Source organism: Hydrogenophaga sp. (genome assembly GCF_019635465.1).
In the GTDB taxonomy this organism is placed as follows: Bacteria; Pseudomonadota; Gammaproteobacteria; order Burkholderiales; family Burkholderiaceae_C; genus Hydrogenophaga.
The window spans coordinates 183,872-202,391 of record NZ_JAHBZK010000004.1 but is presented as its reverse complement, the minus strand read 5'-3'; the positions used below and the strand labels follow the sequence as shown (position 1 = coordinate 202,391).

The 18,520-nt window shown below is 67.3% G+C and carries 14 protein-coding genes; 7 read left to right on the top strand and 7 right to left on the bottom strand.

Translation table 11 applies throughout. From position 1 onward, the window contains the following. Positions 1-14 precede the first annotated feature (14 nt). The 4 genes from nadB to KF871_RS05130 are packed head-to-tail and all read right to left on the bottom strand — an operon-like array spanning position 15 to position 4,429. The gene (gene nadB, locus KF871_RS05145) at positions 15-1,604 is read right to left on the bottom strand and encodes an L-aspartate oxidase (RefSeq protein ID WP_291139079.1); all 1,590 of its coding nucleotides are present in this window, start codon (positions 1,602-1,604) and stop codon (positions 15-17) included. A 40-nt stretch (positions 1,605-1,644) separates the two neighbouring features. Further along, positions 1,645-2,499, bottom strand: a complete 855-nt coding sequence (locus KF871_RS05140) for a ScpA family protein (RefSeq protein WP_291139076.1) — start codon at positions 2,497-2,499, stop codon at positions 1,645-1,647. A 19-nt stretch (positions 2,500-2,518) separates the two neighbouring features. Beyond that, positions 2,519-2,731 (bottom strand): DUF3460 family protein, encoded by a 213-nt coding sequence (locus tag KF871_RS05135; protein ID WP_291139073.1) that lies wholly within the window; start codon positions 2,729-2,731, stop codon positions 2,519-2,521. 36 nt (positions 2,732-2,767) lie between these two features. Next, positions 2,768-4,429 (bottom strand): SulP family inorganic anion transporter, encoded by a 1,662-nt coding sequence (locus KF871_RS05130; RefSeq protein WP_291139070.1) that lies wholly within the window; start codon positions 4,427-4,429, stop codon positions 2,768-2,770. Positions 4,430-4,520: 91 nt separating this feature from the next. On the opposite strand from KF871_RS05130, the gene bamE reads away from it, so the two are divergent. Further along, entirely contained in the window at positions 4,521-5,045 is a 525-nt protein-coding gene (gene bamE, locus KF871_RS05125; RefSeq protein ID WP_291139067.1) for an outer membrane protein assembly factor BamE, read from the top strand. Here the strand turns inward: bamE and metG are convergent, their stop codons facing one another. Next, entirely contained in the window at positions 5,046-7,100 is a 2,055-nt protein-coding gene (gene metG, locus KF871_RS05120; protein ID WP_291139064.1) for a methionine--tRNA ligase, read from the bottom strand. 167 nt (positions 7,101-7,267) lie between these two features. Here metG and apbC point away from each other — a divergent pair, with 167 nt between their 5' ends. After that, the gene (apbC, locus tag KF871_RS05115; RefSeq protein WP_291139061.1) at positions 7,268-8,359 is read left to right on the top strand and encodes an iron-sulfur cluster carrier protein ApbC; all 1,092 of its coding nucleotides are present in this window, start codon (positions 7,268-7,270) and stop codon (positions 8,357-8,359) included. A 106-nt stretch (positions 8,360-8,465) separates the two neighbouring features. Beyond that, a complete protein-coding gene (locus KF871_RS05110) occupies positions 8,466-9,317 on the top strand; it encodes a GNAT family N-acetyltransferase (protein WP_291139058.1) in 852 nt (283 codons plus the stop codon). Between the two features lie 290 nt (positions 9,318-9,607). Here KF871_RS05110 and KF871_RS05105 read toward each other — a convergent pair whose 3' ends face one another. Next, positions 9,608-11,164 (bottom strand): benzoate-CoA ligase family protein, encoded by a 1,557-nt coding sequence (locus tag KF871_RS05105; RefSeq protein WP_291139055.1) that lies wholly within the window; start codon positions 11,162-11,164, stop codon positions 9,608-9,610. Positions 11,165-11,186: 22 nt separating this feature from the next. Further along, a complete protein-coding gene (locus KF871_RS05100) occupies positions 11,187-12,764 on the bottom strand; it encodes a 3,4-dehydroadipyl-CoA semialdehyde dehydrogenase (RefSeq protein WP_291139052.1) in 1,578 nt (525 codons plus the stop codon). A 129-nt stretch (positions 12,765-12,893) separates the two neighbouring features. Between KF871_RS05100 and KF871_RS05095 the strand changes: the two genes are divergently transcribed. The 4 genes from KF871_RS05095 (at position 12,894) to boxA (ending at position 18,482) form a co-directional block, all read left to right on the top strand. Further along, the gene (locus tag KF871_RS05095; protein ID WP_291139049.1) at positions 12,894-13,820 is read left to right on the top strand and encodes a helix-turn-helix transcriptional regulator; all 927 of its coding nucleotides are present in this window, start codon (positions 12,894-12,896) and stop codon (positions 13,818-13,820) included. Between the two features lie 131 nt (positions 13,821-13,951). After that, positions 13,952-15,610: a 2,3-epoxybenzoyl-CoA dihydrolase gene (gene boxC, locus KF871_RS05090; protein ID WP_291139046.1), complete on the top strand. Its 1,659-nt coding sequence runs from the start codon at positions 13,952-13,954 to the stop codon at positions 15,608-15,610. Positions 15,611-15,645: 35 nt separating this feature from the next. Next, positions 15,646-17,073, top strand: a complete 1,428-nt coding sequence (boxB, locus tag KF871_RS05085; RefSeq protein WP_291139043.1) for a benzoyl-CoA 2,3-epoxidase subunit BoxB — start codon at positions 15,646-15,648, stop codon at positions 17,071-17,073. Positions 17,074-17,207: 134 nt separating this feature from the next. Then, the gene (boxA, locus tag KF871_RS05080; RefSeq protein WP_291139040.1) at positions 17,208-18,482 is read left to right on the top strand and encodes a benzoyl-CoA 2,3-epoxidase subunit BoxA; all 1,275 of its coding nucleotides are present in this window, start codon (positions 17,208-17,210) and stop codon (positions 18,480-18,482) included. Positions 18,483-18,520: the final 38 nt, after the last annotated feature.

Sequence of the window (18,520 nt, the reverse complement as noted above, 5' to 3'; positions counted from 1 at the left end):
CAGGAGCGGCCCTGTCACCGCGCCGGCGGCACCAGTACCGTCGGCCTGGCCTCGGGCAGCATGTCCGGGTAGTCCAGGCTGAAGTGCAGCCCGCGGCTTTCGTGCCGCAGCAGGGCCGACATGACGATCAGGTCGGCCACCTGTACCAGGTTGCGCAGCTCCAGCAGGTCGCGCGTGACGTGAAAGCTGGCGTAGAACTCGTGGATTTCGCGCTGCAGCAGCGTGATGCGGTGCGCCGCGCGTTCCAGGCGCTTGTTGGTGCGCACGATGCCGACGTAGTCCCACATGAAACGGCGCAGCTCGTCCCAGTTGTGTGAGATGACGACCATCTCGTCCGCATCGGTGACGCGGCTGTCGTCCCATTCGGGCAGGGCCGGCGGGGCGTCGAGCGGTGTACCTCGGATGGCGCCGACAGCGGCCTGTGCAAACACCATGCACTCGACCAGTGAATTGCTGGCCAGGCGGTTGGCGCCGTGCAGGCCGGTACAGGTGGTCTCGCCCACCGCGAACAGCCCGGCCATCTCGGTGCGGCCGTCCAGGTCGGTCACCACACCGCCACAGGTGTAGTGGGCGGCCGGCACCACGGGGATGGGCTCCTTGGTGATGTCGATGCCCAGCTCGGCGCAGCGCGCCAGGATGTTGGGGAAGTGCTCGTGCAGGAATGCGGGGCTCTGGTGCGAGATGTCCAGGTGCACACAGTCCAGACCGTGCTTCTTCATCTCGAAGTCGATCGCGCGCGCCACCACGTCGCGCGGCGCCAGTTCGGCGCGCGGGTCGTGGTCGGGCATGAAGCGGTGGCCACCCAGGTGCGGTGGCAGCTTGAGGATGCCGCCTTCGCCGCGCACGGCTTCGGTGATGAGAAAGCTCTTGGCGTGCGGGTGGTACAGACAGGTGGGGTGGAACTGGATGAACTCCATGTTCGCCACCTGGCAGCCCGCCCGCCAGGCCGCGGCGATGCCGTCGCCGGTGGCGGTGTCGGGGTTGGTGGTGTACAGGTAGACCTTGCCGGCGCCGCCAGTGGCCAGCACAGTGTGGCGCGCGGCAAAGGTAACCACTTCGTCGCGCACGGTGTCGAGCACGTAGGCACCAAAGCAGCGGCGCTCGCCCGCGGCGCCCTTGATGCGGCGTTCGGTGATCAGGTCGACCAGCATGTGGTGCTCGAACACCGCGATGTTGGGTGTGGCCTTGATGCGCTCGACCAGCGTGGCCTGCACCGCCGCCCCAGTGGCGTCGGCCACGTGGGCCACGCGCCGGTGGCTGTGGCCGCCCTCGCGCGTGAGGTGCAGCTCGCCGTGCTCGGTCGAGAACGGCACGCCGAGTTCGCGCAGCCAGGCGATGGCCTTGGGCGCGTTCTCCACCGTGAAGCGGGTGGCGTCCAGGTCGCTGAGGCCGGCACCAGCCACCAGCGTGTCCTCCACGTGCGAGTCCAGGCTGTCGCCTTCGGCCAGCACCGCAGCGATGCCGCCTTGCGCCCAGTTGCTCGAGCCATCGAGCAGGGCGCGTTTGGTTATCACCGCCACGCGGTGGGTGCTGGCCAGGTGCAGCGCGGTGCTCAGGCCGGCCAGGCCGCTGCCGATCACCAGCACGTCGAATTCTTGGGTCATGTGTCGTAGCGGAGCAGGCCGCTGACGCGGCCGGAATGGGTCATGCCGATGGCGTGTACGCCAGACGAACGTAGATGGGCGCGAAGGCCTCGGCCTGCGTGAGCTCGATCAGGGTTTCCTTGGCCAGCTCGAGCATGGCGATGAAGGTGACCACCAGCACCGGCGCGCCCTGGGTCACCTCGAACAGGTCACCGAATTCGACGAACTGGCGACCCTGCAGCTTGCGCAGCACGATGCTCATGTGCTCGCGCACCGAGAGCTCCTCGCGGCTGATCTTGTGGTGCTGAACGAGCTTGGCGCGTTTGAGGATGTCGCGCCAGGCCGATTGCAGGTCGATGGCGTGCACGTCCGGAAAGCGCGGCACCAGCGCCTGCTCGACGTACACCTGCGCGCGCAGGAAGTCGCGGCCGTACTGCGGTACCTCGGACAGCCGTTGCGCGGCCAGCTTCATCTGCTCGTATTCGAGCAGCCGGCGCACCAGCTCGGCGCGCGGGTCTTCGGCTTCCTCGCCCTCGGCCGTCTTCTTGGGCGGCAGCAGCATGCGCGACTTGATCTCGATCAGCATGGCCGCCATGAGCAGGTACTCGGCCGCCAGCTCGAGGTTGTGCGCGCGGATTTCCTCCACGTACTCCAGGTACTGGCGCGTGACCCCCGCCATGGGGATGTCCAGGATGTTGAAGTTCTGCTTGCGGATCAGGTACAGCAGCAGATCGAGCGGGCCCTCGAAGGCTTCGAGGAAGACGCGCAATGCGTCGGGCGGGATGTAGAGGTCCTGCGGCAGCTTGAACAGCGGCTCGCCATAGAGGCGGGCCAGTGCGACGCCGTCAACCACGCGGGGCAGCACCTCATCAAGGCCTTGCGGGGCCTCCTCGAGCGAGGGCGTGGGATCGGTCATGGCGCCGCGCTCGGGCGGGTCACTTCAGGCCGGGTTCGGTCTGGTAGACGTAGGGCTTTTGCGCCACGCGTGCCGCCTGGGCGTCGGCCATGAAATCGCGGTCGATCTGCTTGTCCCACAACAGGGCGCGGCCCTGGCGCTGCGACTGCTCCAGCCCGGGCTTGGCGGACTTGAGCTGATCGATGAACTCGGTGGTGTCGGAGCGGTAGTCGGGGCGGCGAAAGATCGACATGGCGGGTGGCGTCCGGAGCAGGGGAAGCCGGCGATTTTAGCTGGCGGCCCCGGGCCCCTCGGCACCCTCGGCCAATCGGGCGGCAAAGCCCGAGCGCTCGATCAGCGAGGCCGGCTGCGGCTGCAGGCCCACCAGTTCGAGCCGGCCGCCGCGACGGGTCACCACCTTGTGCAATTGCTCCAGCGCGTCCAGGCCGGTGGTGTCGAGCGAGAGCAGCCACTGGGCGTCCAGCACCAGGTTCACCGGGCCGGGCGCGGCCTCCACTTCGGCCACCAGCGGGTCGATCTTGGTGACGGCGCCAAAGAACAGCGAGCCGTACAGCCGCCACACCTGCTGGCCGCCTTCGCGCGACAGCGGTTCGGCGCGGAAGATGTCGCTTTGTCGGCGCACGAACAACACCACCGCCAGCAGCAGCCCGAGCTGCACCGCCGCCGTGAGGTCGAACACGATGGTGACCACGAAAGTGCTGACCAGCATCAGCCGGTAGTGGTTGCTGAAGTGCTTGAGGCGGGCGAACTCGCGCCATTCGCCCATGTTCCAGGCCACGAACAGCAGCACGCCGGCCAGCACCGCCAGGGGGATGTGGTACGCCATCGGCGCGGCGGCCAGCACGACCACCGCCAGGGTGGCCGAGTGCACCAGGCCGGCCACCGGCGAGCCGGCGCCCGAGCGGATGTTGGTGACGGTGCGTGCGATGGTGCCGGTGACCGGCATGCCGCCAAAGAAGGGCACCACCGCGTTGGCCACGCCTTGGGCCATGAGTTCCTGGTTGGGGTCGTGCTTGGGCGTGTCGGACAACTGGTCGGCCACCCGCGCGCACAGCAGCGACTCCACCGCGCCCAGCATGGCAATGGTGAGCGTGGGCGGCACCAGCAGGCGCACCGTCTCCCAGGAGAAGTCGGGCAGGGCAAACGGCGGCAGGCCCTGGGGGATGCCACCGAAGCGGGTGCCGATGGTCTCCACCGGCCAGTGCAGCGCCCAGGCCAGCAGCGATAGAGAGATGAGCGCCACCACCGGCCCCGGAATGCGCGAGGTCGCGCGCAGGGCGCCGGGCACCTCCAGCTGATCGAGCTGGCGGCGAAAGCGCGAATCGGCGGCCCACAGGCGCGGCCATATGAACAGGCCCAGCACGCACACGCCGCCGAGCAGGATGGCCCAGGGATTGACCGCACCGAGGTGGCTGCCGATGACCTGCATCTGGCCCACGAAGTTGGCTGGCATTTTCTCGACATGGATGCCGAGCAGGTCGCGCAGCTGCGACAGCGCGATCAACACCGCGATGCCGTTGGTGAAGCCAATCACCACGCTGACCGGTACATAACGCACCAGCGCCCCAAGCTTGAACAGCCCCAGCAGGAACAGCAGCACGCCGGCGCTGGCGGTGGCGATCAGCAGGTTGGCCACGCCGTAGCGCTCGACGATGCCGTAGACGATGACGATGAAAGCGCCCGCGGGACCGGCGATCTGCACCGAAGTGCCGCCCAGGGCCGAGACCAGCACGCCGCCGATGATGGCGGTCCACAGGCCTGCCTGCGGAGGCAGGCCGCTGGCGATGGCAAAGGCCATGGCCAGGGGCAGCGCCACGATGCCCACGGTGACGCCGGCGCCCACGTCGCGCGCCAGCCGGCCCCGGTCGTAGCCACGCAAATCGCCCACGATGCGTGGGCGGAAGCTGGCAAGCGGGGGCAGGCCGGACATGGCGCGATGTTACCGGTCGCAACAGCCACCTGGCTGACACGGCCTACACTGCCGCGCATTTACTGCCGCGCAATCCCGCTGGAGGCACGCCATGACCCGACCCGACACGCGCAGCGCCTGGTGGCGCATCGGCCGCACCCTCACCGCCGTGCTGGCGGCTGTGGGCTTTGTGGGCGCCTGCGATCTGCAAAACATTGCCGAGCTCGAGCCCGGTGTGTCCACCGAAGCCGACGTGCGCGAGAAATTCGGTCAGCCCGAAGCGGTGTGGGAAGGCGAGGACGGCGCGCAGATCTACGAATACAACCGCCAGCCCGAGGGCGTGGTGAACTACATGATCACCGTCGGCGCCAACGGCATTCTGGTGAAGGTGTCGCAGGTGCTGACCGAAGAGAACTTCGCGCGCGTGCAACCCGGCATGGCGGTGGAGCAGGTGCGCCGCATGCTGGGCAAGCCGCGCAAGGTGCAGACCTTTGCACTCAGCGGCGAGACCAGCCAGGACTGGCGCTACCAGCCCAAGGGGCAGACCGAGACGATGATCTTCACGGTGACCTACAACCGTGATCTGCGCGTCATCAAGACGGGCTCGATGCCCGACCCTGACCTTCAGCGCCGCTGATTACCTGACGCGCATGCCCGGCACCGCGCCGGCGGTGGGTTCCAGCACGAAGATGCCCGGCACGGCCTTTTCATCGGCGTGGCTGGCGGCCAGCACCATGCCTTCGCTCACACCGAACTTCATCTTGCGCGGGGCCAGATTGGCCACCAGCACGGTGAGCTTGCCTTTCAGTTGCTCGGGCTGGTAGGCGCTGGCGATGCCGCTGAAGACGTTGCGCGTCTTTCCTTCGCCCACGTCCAGCGTGAGGCGCAGCAGCTTGGTGGAACCTTCGACGCGCTCGCACTCGACGATCCTGGCGATGCGCAGGTCGACGTTGGCAAAGTCGTCGATGGTGATGGTGTCGGCCACGGCCTCGCCACCGGGCAGCGGCGCCGCTTCGACAGGCGCTGGCGGCGGCTCGAACAAGGCCTCCAGTTGCTTCGGGTCCACGCGCTGCATCAGGTGCTGGTAGGCGTTGATGGCGTGGCCAGCGCCCAGCAGCCGCTGCGCATCGGCCCATTGCAGCGCCGGTGCATTGAGGAAGGCCTCAACCTGCGCGGCCAGCGCGGGCAGTACCGGCTTCAGGTACAGCGTGAGCAGGCGGAAGGCTTCGATGCAGGTGCTGCAGACGTCGTGCAGCCGCGCGTCCTGGCCGTCCTGTTTGGCCAGCTCCCAGGGCTTGTTCTGGTCCACGTAGGCGTTGACCATGTCGGCCAGAGCCATCACCTCGCGCAGGGCCTTGCCGTACTCGCGGGTGTCGAACAGGCCGGCCACCGTGTCGGCTTTGGCCTGCAAGGCCTGCAGCAGCGCCGAACCGTCGATTGATGGCGACCCCAGTCTTCCTTCGAAGCGTTTGGCAATGAAGCCGGCCGCGCGGCTGGCGATGTTGATGAACTTGCCAACCAGGTCGCTGTTGACGCGCAGCATGAAATCGTCGCGGTTGAAGTCGACGTCTTCGTTGCGCGCGCTGAGCTTGGCCGCCAGGTAGTAGCGCAGCCACTCGGGGTTCATGCCCAGCTTGAGGTACTTGAGCGGGTCCAGGCCGGTGCCGCGGCTTTTGCTCATCTTCTCGCCGTTGTTGACGGTGAGGAAGCCGTGCACGAACACCGCGTTGGGCGTCTTGCGGCCGCTGAAATGCAGCATCGCCGGCCAGAACAGGGTGTGGAAGGTGATGATGTCCTTGCCGATGAAGTGGTACTGCTCGGTCGCCGGATCGGCCATGAAGGCGTTGTAGTCGATGCCCTGTTTGCCCAGCCAGTTCTTGAGCGAGGCCAGGTAGCCCACCGGCGCGTCCAGCCAGACGTAGAAGTACTTGCCCGGCGCGTCGGGGATCTCGATGCCGAAATACGGGGCATCGCGCGAAATGTCCCAGTCGCCCAGCTTGGTCTGGCCGTTCTCATCGGGTGCGATCCATTCGCTGATCTTGTTGAGCACTTCGGGCTGCACCGCGCCACTGTTCGTCCATTGCTTGAGGAAGGCCAGGCAACGCGGATCGGACAGCTTGAAGAAGAAGTGCTCGGAATGTTTGAGCACCGGCTGCGCCCCCGAGAGCGCCGAGTACGGGTTGATCAGGTCGGTGGGGCTATAGACCTTGCCGCAGACCTCGCAGTTGTCGCCGTACTGGTCCTTGGCGTGGCAGTTGGGGCACTCGCCCTTGATGAATCGGTCGGGCAGGAACATGTTCTTCTCGGGGTCGAAGAACTGTTCGATGGTGCGGGTCTCGATCAGGCCGGCGGCCTTGAGGTCCTTGTAGATCTGTTGTGCGAGCTCGTGGTTCTCGGGTGCGTCGGTGCTGTGCCAGTTGTCGAAGCCAATGTGAAAACCGTCCAGGTAGGGCTTGCGGCCGGCGGCGATGTCGGCCACGAACTGCTGCGGCGTCTTGCCGGCCTTGTCGGCCGCAATCATGATCGGCGCGCCGTGGGCGTCGTCGGCGCAGACGAAGTGCACCTGATGCCCCTGCATGCGCTGGAACCGCACCCAGATGTCCGCCTGGATGTATTCCATGATGTGGCCGATGTGGAAATGGCCATTGGCGTAGGGGAGGGCGGTGGTGACGAACAGGCGGCGCGGGCTCATGGCGGGCTTTCTTTGGGGAACCGGCGATTTTAGGCGGCCCGATGTCCGCACACCGCTTGTGTGAATCTGTCGCCGGAGGCCCTGGACGGTAGACTTGCCGCCGCCTCAGAGCAAGCCGGCGCCGTGCGGGTCGTCCGGCCATTCCCACACCCTGGAGTTCCTTTCCCATGTCCGTCGACCAACAGGCGCTGCTGCAGGCGCTGCAAGCCGTGCAAGACCCGAACACCGGGCGCGATTTCGTCTCCACCAAGGCCTTGAAGAACCTGCAGATCGGCGATGGCGACGTGTCCTTCGATGTCGAGCTGGGTTACCCGGCCAAGAGCCAGGTGGCGGGCCTGCGCAAGGCGCTGATCGCCGCCGCGCGCACGGTGCCGGGCGTCGAGAACGTGTCGGCCAACATCGTCACCAAGGTCATCGCGCACGCGGTGCAGCGCGGCGTGCAGCTCATGCCCAACGTGAAGAACATCATCGCCGTGGCCTCGGGCAAGGGCGGTGTGGGCAAGAGCACCACGGCGGTCAACCTGGCGCTGGCACTGGCGGCCGAAGGCGCCAAGGTCGGTGTGCTGGACGCCGACATCTACGGCCCCAGCCAGCCCATGATGCTGGGCATCGAGGGCCGTCCCGAGAGCACCGACGGCCAGACCATGGAGCCGCTGGAGAACTTTGGTGTGCAGTGCATTTCGATCGGCTTCCTGATCGACCGCGACGAGGCCATGATCTGGCGCGGCCCCATGGCCACGCAGGCGCTGGAGCAGCTGCTGCGCCAGACCAACTGGAAGGACCTGGACTATTTGATCGTCGACATGCCGCCGGGCACCGGCGACATCCAGCTCACGCTGTCGCAGCGTGTGCCGATCACCGGCGCGGTCATCGTCACCACGCCGCAGGACATCGCGCTGCTCGACGCGCGCAAGGGCATCAAGATGTTCGAGAAAGTGGGCGTGCCCATCCTGGGCATCGTCGAGAACATGGCGGTGCACGTGTGCGAGAAATGCGGCCACGTGGAGCACATCTTCGGGGCCGACGGCGGCAAGCGCATGGCCGCCGAGTACGGCATGGACTACCTGGGCGCCTTGCCTTTGAACATGAGCATCCGGGTGCAGGCCGACAGTGGCACGCCCACGGTGGTGGCCGACCCCGACGGCGAGATCGCCGGTCTGTACAAGCAGGTGGCCCGCCAGGTGGCGATCAAGATCGCCGCCAAGGCCAAGGACTTCTCGTCCAAGTTTCCGAGCATCAAGATTTCTTCGGACACCTGACGTCGGACGGGCGCCTCGGGTATGTCCGAGGCAACATCTACCGCATGTGGGGTATGGAACCCCAGGGCGTATCGTTGGACATTGGCGCATCCGACGGGAGCCCCACATGACCCACACGCCTCTGCACATCCTGCGCATGTCGCGCGCCGAGTTGCACCTCGCGCTCGACTGGGCCGCCCGCGAGGGCTGGAACCCTGGCCGGCAGGACGCGGACATCTTTCATTCCATCGACGTGCGCGGCCACTTCATGGCCTGGCAGGGCGAAGAACCGGTGGCGTGCATCAGTGGTCTGCGCTACGGGGTGAGTTACGGCTTCATCGGCCTGTACATCGTGCAACCCGAGTGGCGTGGCCGCGGTCTTGGCATGGCGGTCTGGAACGCCGCGCTCGATCACCTCAAAGGTTGCGTGGTCGGGCTCGATGGGGTGGTCGAACAGCAGCACAACTACCGCCGCAGCGGCTTCGATCTGGCCTGGCACAACCGCCGCTATCAGACCATGGGCCACGCCCCGCGTCCACGCGGTCCCCATGTGGTCAAGCTCACCTCGGTGCCGTTCGAGCTGCTCGCCAGCTACGACCGCGCTTTTCATCCCGAGGCGCGACCGGTGTTCCTGCAGGCGTGGATACAGCAGCGCCAGGGCATGGCGCTGGGTTGGCTGGAAGACGGTCGCCTGCGCGGCTATGGCGTGGTGCGCGCCTGTGCCGAAGGCCACAAGATCGGCCCGTTGTGCGCTGACACACCCGCCATTGCCGACGCCTTGCTCGACGCGCTGCTGGGCTGCGTGATGCTCAAGGAGCCGGTGTTTCTGGACATCCCGGAGCCCAACCGCGAAGCCATCGCGCTGGCCGAGCGACTGGGCATGACGCCCGGCTTTCCGACGGCGCGCATGTACCGCGGCCCGGCGCCCCGACTCGACCTGGCCCGCCAGTACGCCTTGACGGCGCTGGAGGTGGGTTAGGGATGCTCTGCACAACCCCCGCCATGCGCGTTCGGGTCCAAAACGGGATGGGTGGCGTGCCTGCTTGGTGCCGTGTGTGCCGGGTGGCACACACAAACCAACAGGTGCGGCACGCGCCCGTTTTGGGCCGAACCCGCATGGGCCGTGGCCTGGCGGGCGATCCGCTGCGTTGCGAATGCGGGCAAGCCGTCCAGGCTTGCCCTGGCATTCGCGCCTTGCGGCTCATCCCGCCAGGTCACGGCGCGCACGGCGCGGGTTGTGCAGAGCATCCCTAGGCGACGGACGCCGGGTCAGGCGTTCTCGCGCTCGCGCAACCGGAAGCGCTGGATCTTGCCGGTGGCGGTCTTGGGCAGTTCGTCCAGGAACTCGATGAAGCGCGGGTACTTGTAGGGTGCCAGGCGCTCCTTGACGAAGGCCTGCAGATCCGCGGCGCTGGCTTGCTGGCCGGGCTTGAGCACCACATAGGCCTTGGTCTTGGTCAGGCCGTCGTCGTCGGTCTTGCCGATCACCGCGGCCTCCAGCACGGCGGGGTGCTGCACCAGCGTGGCCTCGACCTCGAAGGGGCTGACGTAGATGCCGCTGACCTTGAGCATGTCGTCGTTGCGCCCGGCGTAGGTGTAGGTGCCGTCGGCGTTGCGCAGGTATTTGTCGCCGCTCTTGGTCCAGCCGCCCTGGAAGGTGTCGCGGCTCTTGCCGCGGTTGTTCCAGTACATCAGCGCAGCACTGGGGCCCTGGATGTAGAGGTCGCCGATCTCGCCGTCCGCCACCGCGTGGCCGTCTTCGCCGCGCAGCTCCACCGCGTAGCCCGGCACGGGGAAGCCCGTGGTGCCGTAGCGCACCTGGCCCGGTACGTTGGACAGAAAGATGTGCAGCATCTCGGTCGAGCCGATGCCGTCGATGATCTCGACACCGAAGTGGCGGGTCCAGCGCTCACCGATGTCCTGCGGCAGGGCCTCGCCCGCCGATGAACACAGGCGCAGGGCGACCGCGCTCCTGGCCGGCAGGTCGGGGCTGGCCAGCATGCCGCCGTAGCCGGTGGGTGCGCCACAGAAGATGCTGGGCTTGTGCTCGGTCATGCGCTTGAACACCGCCTGCGGGGTGGGCCGCTCGGCCATCAGCACTACCGTGGCCCCCACGCTCAGCGGAAAGCTCAGCGCGTTGCCCAGGCCATAGGCGAAGAACAGCTTGGCGGCGGAAAACACCACGTCGCTCTCGCGCATCTGCAGCACGCCCTGGCCATACAGCTCGGCCGTCCAGTACAGGTTGGCCTGGGTGTGCACCGTGCCCTTGGGCGCGCCGGTGGAGCCGCTCGAATACAGCCAGAAGGCTGGCTCGTCGCCGTGCGTGTCGGCGCCGTCGCCCGGGGTGGCCTGGGCCACCAGCTTGTCGAAGGCGTGGGCGCCTGCGGGCAGGTCAGTGCCACGCGAGACGATCAGGTGTTGCACCGCATGCCCGCCCAGTGCCATGGCCTCCTGCACCACCGGCAGCAGCGCACCCGAGGCAATGACGGCCTGCGCGCGGCTGTCGCCCAGCATGTAGGCGATGTCCTTGGCGGGTAGCAGGGTGTTGACCGCCACCGGCACCACACCCGCATGCAGCGCGCCCAGGAACGCCACCACCCAGTCGCTGCTGTCGTGCGCGAACAGCAGCACGCGTTCTTCGCGCCGCAGACCCAGCGACACCAGCGCTTGGCCGAAGCGCCGCGCGGCATCGGCGAGTTCGCCATAGCGCAGGCTGCCCTGGTCGTCGATCAGGGCCGTCTTGTCGCCGCGCGCGGCGTTGCGCTCGAACAGGTAACGGGCAAAGTTGAAGCGGGCCGGCGGTGCGGCCACGGTCGACGCGGTCATGCTTGTCTCCTCGGTCGTTCGGTCACAGGCCCAGCGCGGTCGCGCCAGTGGCCAGCGCGTCCAGGGCCGCAGTGTGCGCCTGCACGGCACTGCGACGGTGATAGAAGCCCAGCGCGCGCAGGCCGCCCAGTTCCTCGCCGCCGCCGGCGCGCCCCGGGCCGCCGTGCAGGGAATGCGGCATGACGTTGCCGTGGCCGGTCTGCGATTGCGCCACCTCGGGCGAGATGGCGTGCACACGGCCGTGGCTGTCGGCCAGTTCCAGTGCCGCGCGGGCGGTGAAGGCAGGGTCGGCACTGTAGACCGACGCCACCAGCGAGCCCTGGCCGCGGCGGATGAGGTCATAGGCCTGGGCTTCGTTGTCGTAGGGCATGAGCGTGGACACAGGCCCGAACACCTCTACGTCGTGCAGCACCTGCGCGGCCACCGGGTCGGTGGTGCCCAGCAGCACCGGCATGGCGCACGCGGCCACGGCCGGGTCGGCATCCACCAGCGCCTGGGCGCGTCCGTCGTAGAGGGGCGTGGCTTCGGTCAGCAGCCGCTCCAGGCCTTCGCGCACGCTGTTGAATTGCGCGCGACTGACCAGCGCGCCCATGCGCACCGCCTCGTTGCGCGGGTTGCCGACCGTGGTCTTTGCCAGGCGGGCGCCAATGGCCTCTGCCGCGGCGTCGTAGAGCGCGCGCGGCACGAACGCGCGGCGGATGGCGGTGCACTTCTGGCCACTCTTGACCGTCATCTCGCGCGCCACTTCGGCCACGAACAGCTTGAAGGCCTCGCTGTCGGCGCCGGCCGCGGGGTCCAGCAGCGCGCTGTTGAGGCTGTCGGCTTCGATGTTCACCCGCACCGAACGCTGGGCCACCGCCGGGTGGCTGCGGATCACCGCCGCCGTCTCGGCCGAACCAGTGAAGGACAGCACGTCAAAAGGCTCCAGGGCGTCCAGCAAACCGGCCGAAGAACCACAGATCACCGACAGCGCACCCGCGGGCAGCACGCCGGCCTCGACCACGTCCTGCACCATGCGCTGGGTGAGCCAGGCCGTCGGGGTACCGGGCTTGACCACCACCGGCACCCCGGAAAGCAGTGCCGGCGCGGCCTTTTCCCACAGCCCCCAGCTCGGGAAGTTGAAGGCGTTGATGAACAGCGCCAGGCCGCGCGTGGGCGTGAGGATGTGCTGGCTCTGAAAGCCTTCGTCCTTGCCCAGGCGGATGCGACCGCCGTCGAGCAGCGCGCGCGCATCGCCGAGTTTTTCGCCCCATTTGGCGTACTGGCCCAGGGTGAAGATGCCGCCATCGATGTCAACCGCCGAGTCGCGTGTGACGGTGCCCGAATTGGCCGTGGCGATGGCGTAGTAGTCGTCTCGCTTGGCCTGCAGCACCTGCACCACCGCGGCCAGCAGCGCGGCCCGCTCGCGGTAGCTGAGCGCGCGCAGGGCGGCGCCGCCTTGCTGCCGGGCGAAGGCGAAGGCGCTGGCCACGTCCAGGCCCTCGCGGCTGACGCGCACGAGTTCGGTGCCGAGCACCGGGTCGAACAAGGGGGTGCCGGCGCCTTCGCCCGTTTGGGCGCGACCGGCAACGATGTTGGGCAACAAGGGGGTGGTGGTCATCTCTGGGCTTGGCATCGGGGCCATGGAAGCGATAAAGTGCACTATCTTGCGTGCAGTGGGATGTGCATTAAAGTGCATGTCTCGAGCTTTGGCAAGTCTGGAATTCCCCAAGCAACCCTTTGCATGCCCATGGACGCCGCCGACACCAGTGCCCCCGCGCGACCGCCAGCCACCGCCGACGAAGAGGCGCGTCACCCGTTTCTGGTGGCCCTGGGTGAGCGGGTGCGCACGCTGCGATCGCGCCGGGGCATGACGCGCAAGGCTGTGGCGATCGCGGCCGACGTGTCCGAGCGCCATCTGGCCAACCTGGAGTACGGCACCGGCAACGCGTCCATCCTGGTGCTGCTGCAAGTGGCCGATGCCTTGCAGTGCTCGCTGGCGGAGCTGATCGGCGATGTGAGCACAAGCTCACCCGAATGGTTGCTGATCCGCGAGATGTTGTCGGGCCGCTCTGAAGGCGATTTGCGCCGGGTGCGCATGGCCGTGGCCGGTGCGCTGGGGCAGGGGCAGGCCGACACCGACGCGACCCGCCGCACGCGCATCGCCTTGATCGGTTTACGCGGTGCCGGCAAATCCACGCTGGGCCAGCGCCTGGCCGACGACCTCGGCTACGCCTTCATCGAGCTCAGCCGCGAAATCGAGAAGTTCGCGGGCTGCAGCATCGAAGAAATCCACGCCCTGTACGGCACGCCCGCCTACCGGCGTTACGAGCGCCGCGCCCTGGAAGAGGCGATCCAGATCTACCCTGAGGTGGTGATTGCCACCCCAGGTGGTCTGGTGTCGGACGCGGCCAACTTCAACCTGATGCTCGCGCACTGCACCACGGTGTGGCTGCAGGCCGACCCGGCCGACCACATGGGCCGCGTGGCGGCGCAGGGCGACATGCGGCCCATGGCCGCCAGCCGCGAGGCCATGGAAGACCTCAAACGCATTCTCGCGGGCCGCTCGGCCTTCTATTCCAAGGCCGAGCTGCACTTCAACACCAGCGCCTACCCCGGCGTTGACGAGGCATTCGAAGCCTTGCGCAAGCAGGTCCGCACCCTGGTGCGCGCCTGACCGATCCGACCGGCGGCGAAAACATGCAGAAAAGTGCATTGACGTCGCCCGAAGGCATGCACTATTATTCCGGTCACGTTGCCGTGTCCGGCATTCCAATGCCGACGCGCCCCATCCCAGAGGAGACCGCCATGAGCCAGCCCGCATCCGTCGACTACCGCACCGATCCCAGCCAATACCACCACTGGAAACTCACCGTCGACGGTCCCGTCGCCACCCTGGCCGTCAACATCGACGAAGACGCCGGCATCCGTCCCGGCTACAAGCTCAAGCTCAACAGCTACGACCTCGGCGTCGACATCGAGCTCCACGACGCGCTCAACCGCATCCGCTTCGAGCACCCGCAGGTGCGCAGCGTGGTGGTGACCAGCCTCAAGGACCGCGTCTTCTGCTCGGGCGCCAACATCTTCATGCTCGGCCTGTCCACCCACGCCTGGAAGGTCAACTTCTGCAAGTTCACCAACGAGACGCGCAACGGCATCGAGGATTCGTCCAGGCACAGCGGGCTCAAATTCGTGGCCGCCCTCAACGGCGCCTGCGCCGGTGGCGGCTATGAACTGGCCCTGGCCTGCGACGAGATCGTGCTGGTGGACGACCGCAGCAGCGCCGTGAGCCTGCCCGAGGTGCCGCTGCTGGGCGTGCTGCCCGGCACCGGTGGCCTCACCCGCGTGACCGACAAGCGTCATGTGCGCCACGACCTGGCCGACATCTTCTGCACCACCAGCGAAGGTGTACGCGGCAAGAAGGCGGTGGACTGGCGCCTGGTCGACTCGATCGCCAAGCCCCAGCAGTTCGCTGCCCATGTGCAAGAGCGCGCCCAGGCCCTGGCTTCGCAAAGCGATCGCCCGGCCAACGGCAAAGGCGTCACCCTGGCCCGCCTGCAGCGCACCGACAGCGCCGACGGCATCGCCTACACCTACGTCAACGTCGCCATTGACCGCGCCAAGCGCACGGCCACGCTGACGGTCAAGGCCCCCAGCGGCGCCCAGCCCACCGACATCGCCGGCATCGAAGCCGCCGGCATCGCCTGGTGGCCGATGCAGATGGCGCGCGAACTCGACGACGCCATCCTCAACCTGCGCACCAACGAGCTCGACATCGGCACCTGGCTGCTCAAGACCGAAGGCGATGCCGCTGCCGTGCTGGCCGCCGACGCGACCGTGCTGCGCCACCAGGACCACTGGTTCGTGCGCGAGGTCATCGGCCTGATGCGCCGCACCTTTGCCCGCCTGGACGTGTCCTCGCGCAGCCTGTTCGCGCTGATCGAACCCGGCTCCTGCTTCGCCGGCTCACTGGCCGAACTGGCCTTCTGCGCCGACCGCGCCTACATGCTGGCCCTGCCCGACGACGCCGACAAGGCACCCCGCATCACCCTGGGCGAGTTCAACCTGGGCCTGCTGCCCATGGTCAACGGCCAGTCGCGCCTGCAGCGCCGCTTCTACGAAGAAGAAGCGCCGATGGAAGCCGTGCGTGCCGCGGTGGGCAAGGCCCTCGACGCCGACGCCGCCCTGGCACTGGGCCTGGTGACCTCGGCCCCCGACGACATCGACTGGGCCGACGAGATCCGCATCGCCATCGAAGAGCGCGCGGCCATGTCGCCGGACGCCCTGACCGGGCTCGAAGCCAACCTGCGCTTCGCCCAGAAGGAAAACATGTTCACCCGCATCTTCGGTCGCCTCAGCGCCTGGCAGAACTGGATCTTCATCCGGCCCAATGCCGTCGGCGACAAAGGCGCACTCAAGGTGTACGGCAAGGGCGACAAAGCGCTCTTCGACTTCAACCGCGTCTGACCGACCCCCAGCCACCCAACCCGAGGAAACAAGACATGTCCACGATCGACTACAGCGAGAAGATCCCCAACAACGTCAACCTCAACGAGGACCGCACGCTGCAGCGCGCGCTCGAGAACTGGCAGCCCAACTACATCGACTGGTGGAAGGACATGGGCCCCGAAGGTTCGCAGAACTTCGACGTCTACCTGCGCACCGCCATCAGCGTCGACCCGCAAGGCTGGGCGCAGTTCGGACACGTGAAGATGCCCGACTACCGCTGGGGCATCTTCCTCAACCCGGCCGAGCAGGACCGCAAGGTGCACTTCGGTGACCACATGGGTGAAGCCGCCTGGCAGGACGTGCCCGGCGAGCACCGCGCCAACCTGCGCCGCATCATCGTCACGCAAGGCGACACCGAGCCGGCCTCGGTTGAACAGCAGCGCCACCTGGGCCTGACCTGCCCGAGCCAATACGATCTGCGCAACCTGTTCCAGGTCAACGTGGAAGAGGGCCGCCACCTCTGGGCCATGGTCTACCTGCTGCACAAGTACTTCGGCCGCGATGGCCGTGAAGAGGCCGAATCGCTGCTCGAGCGCCGCTCGGGCGACCAGGACAACCCACGCATCCTGGGCGCCTTCAACGAGCAGACGCCCGACTGGCTGAGTTTCTTCATGTTCACCTACTTCACCGACCGCGACGGCAAGTTCCAGCTCTGCGCACTGGCCGAGTCGGCTTTCGATCCGCTGGCGCGCACCACCAAGTTCATGCTGACCGAAGAAGCCCACCACATGTTCGTGGGCGAGTCGGGCGTGGGCCGCGTGATCTCGCGCACCTGCCAGGTGATGAATGAGCTCAAGACCGACGATCCGGCCAAGCTGCGCGCCGCCGGCGTGATCGATCTGCCGACCATCCAGCGTTACCTGAACTTCCACTACTCGGTCACCATCGACCTGTTCGGCGCCGACCAGTCGAGCAACGCCGCGATCTTCTACAGCTCGGGCCTCAAGGGCCGCTTCGAAGAAGGCAAGCGCAACGACGACCACAAGCTCAAGGGCCAGACCTACAAGGTGCTCGACGTGCAGAACGGACAGCTTGTGGAGAAGGAAGTGCCGATGCTCAACGCGCTCAACGAAGTGCTGCGCGACGACTACATCAAGGACTCGATGGCCGGCGTGGAGCGCTGGAACAAAATCATCGAGAAGGCCGGACTGCCGCACCGCCTGAAGGTGCCGCACAAGGCCTTCCACCGCAACATCGGCACCCTCGCGGGCGTGAAGGTCGCACCCGACGGTCGCGTCGTCAGCGAAGCGGAATGGGCCGCCAAGGTGGACGAATGGCTGCCGACGGCCGAAGATCGCGCCTTCGTGGCGTCGCTCATGGGCCGCGTGGTCGAGCCGGGCAAGTTCGCCAACTGGATCGCACCGCCGGTGATGGGCATCAACCGCCAGCCGGTGAACTTCGAGTACGTCAGGTTTGGTTGACCACCCCTGCGCCGCGCCTGCGGCGCGTCACCCCCTCAAGGGGGCGATGCCAGCGGACCGGGCAACCCGGATCCGCGGCATCCTCGATCAGGCCCGTGCATTCGACCGGGCCTGAGGTTTTTCTGGAGATGGCTATGAATGCACCTGTTGAACTCGCTGTGATCCAGCAGCACCTGATCGATCCGGAAATCTGCATCCGCTGCAACACCTGCGAGGCCACGTGCCCGGTGGGCGCGATCACGCACGACTCGAACAACTACGTGGTGGACGCCGACAAGTGCAACCTGTGCATGGCCTGCGTGCCGCCTTGCCCCACGGGCTCGATCGACAACTGGCGCACCATGCCCAAGGCGCGGGCCTACTCGATCGACGACCAGTTCGGCTGGGAGTCGCTGCCGGCTGAGCTGTCGCCCGACGAACTGGCCGACGCCGGCGTGGCCGAGCCCGCGCAGGCAGCGGCTCCCGCCGCGCCCGCCACTGCCGCCACGGACGACGAGCGCTTCGTGGCCAGTCGCTACGGCGCCACGCTGCCGCCCTGGTCGGCTGCCCACGCATTCACCAACCTGTACGGCCCCAAGGCCGCGCAGAAGACCATCACCGCCACGGTCACAGGCAACCTGCGCGTCACCGAGGTGGGCACCGAGTACGACACCCACCACATCGTGCTGGACTTCGGCGCCATGCCGTTCCCGGTGCTCGAAGGTCAGAGCATCGGCGTGATCCCGCCCGGCACCGATGCCAAGGGCAAGCCGCACCACGCACGCCAGTACAGCATTGCCAGCCCGCGCAATGGCGAACGTCCCGGCCACAACAACCTCTCGCTCACCATCAAGCGCGTGCTCGAGGATCACCAGGGTCAGCCTGTGCGCGGCGTGGCCAGCAATTACATGTGCGACCTGAAGGTGGGCGACAAGGTCGAAGTGATCGGCCCGTTCGGCGCCAGCTTCCTGATGCCCAACCATCCGAAGAGCCACATCGTGATGATCTGCACCGGCACCGGCTCGGCGCCCATGCGGGCGATGACCGAATGGCGCCGGCGCCTGCGTGCCTCGGGCAAGTTCGAGGGCGGCAAGCTGATGCTGTTCTTTGGCGCGCGCACCAAGGAAGAACTGCCGTACTTCGGGCCGCTGCAAAGCCTGCCCAAGGACTTCATCGACACCAACTTCGCCTTCAGCCGCACGCCGGGGCAGCCCAAGAAATACGTGCAGGACGCCATGCGCGAGCGAGCGGCCGATGTGGCCGCCTTGCTCAAGGACCCGAACACGCACTTCTATGTGTGTGGCCTCAAGAGCATGGAAGAGGGCGTGGTGCTGGCCCTGCGCGACATTGCCGCCGGTGCCGGCCTCGACTGGGACAGCGTCGGCAGCGCGCTGCAGCGCGAAGGCCGTTTGCACCTCGAGACCTACTGAGCACGCAGCCACCGGCGTTTGCCCTGGATCAGTGGACT

What these genes read in the sequence shown, in the direction of transcription:
- nadB (WP_291139079.1), bottom strand. Translation starts at nt 1,604, where the DNA reads ATGACCCAAGAATTCGACGTGCTGGTGATCGGCAGCGGCCTGGCCGGC.
- KF871_RS05140 (WP_291139076.1), bottom strand. Translation starts at nt 2,499, where the DNA reads ATGACCGATCCCACGCCCTCGCTCGAGGAGGCCCCGCAAGGCCTTGAT.
- KF871_RS05135 (WP_291139073.1), bottom strand. Translation starts at nt 2,731, where the DNA reads ATGTCGATCTTTCGCCGCCCCGACTACCGCTCCGACACCACCGAGTTC.
- KF871_RS05130 (WP_291139070.1), bottom strand. Translation starts at nt 4,429, where the DNA reads ATGTCCGGCCTGCCCCCGCTTGCCAGCTTCCGCCCACGCATCGTGGGC.
- bamE (WP_291139067.1), top strand. Translation starts at nt 4,521, where the DNA reads ATGACCCGACCCGACACGCGCAGCGCCTGGTGGCGCATCGGCCGCACC.
- metG (WP_291139064.1), bottom strand. Translation starts at nt 7,100, where the DNA reads ATGAGCCCGCGCCGCCTGTTCGTCACCACCGCCCTCCCCTACGCCAAT.
- apbC (WP_291139061.1), top strand. Translation starts at nt 7,268, where the DNA reads ATGTCCGTCGACCAACAGGCGCTGCTGCAGGCGCTGCAAGCCGTGCAA.
- KF871_RS05110 (WP_291139058.1), top strand. Translation starts at nt 8,466, where the DNA reads ATGACCCACACGCCTCTGCACATCCTGCGCATGTCGCGCGCCGAGTTG.
- KF871_RS05105 (WP_291139055.1), bottom strand. Translation starts at nt 11,164, where the DNA reads ATGACCGCGTCGACCGTGGCCGCACCGCCGGCCCGCTTCAACTTTGCC.
- KF871_RS05100 (WP_291139052.1), bottom strand. Translation starts at nt 12,764, where the DNA reads ATGACCACCACCCCCTTGTTGCCCAACATCGTTGCCGGTCGCGCCCAA.
- KF871_RS05095 (WP_291139049.1), top strand. Translation starts at nt 12,894, where the DNA reads ATGGACGCCGCCGACACCAGTGCCCCCGCGCGACCGCCAGCCACCGCC.
- boxC (WP_291139046.1), top strand. Translation starts at nt 13,952, where the DNA reads ATGAGCCAGCCCGCATCCGTCGACTACCGCACCGATCCCAGCCAATAC.
- boxB (WP_291139043.1), top strand. Translation starts at nt 15,646, where the DNA reads ATGTCCACGATCGACTACAGCGAGAAGATCCCCAACAACGTCAACCTC.
- boxA (WP_291139040.1), top strand. Translation starts at nt 17,208, where the DNA reads ATGAATGCACCTGTTGAACTCGCTGTGATCCAGCAGCACCTGATCGAT.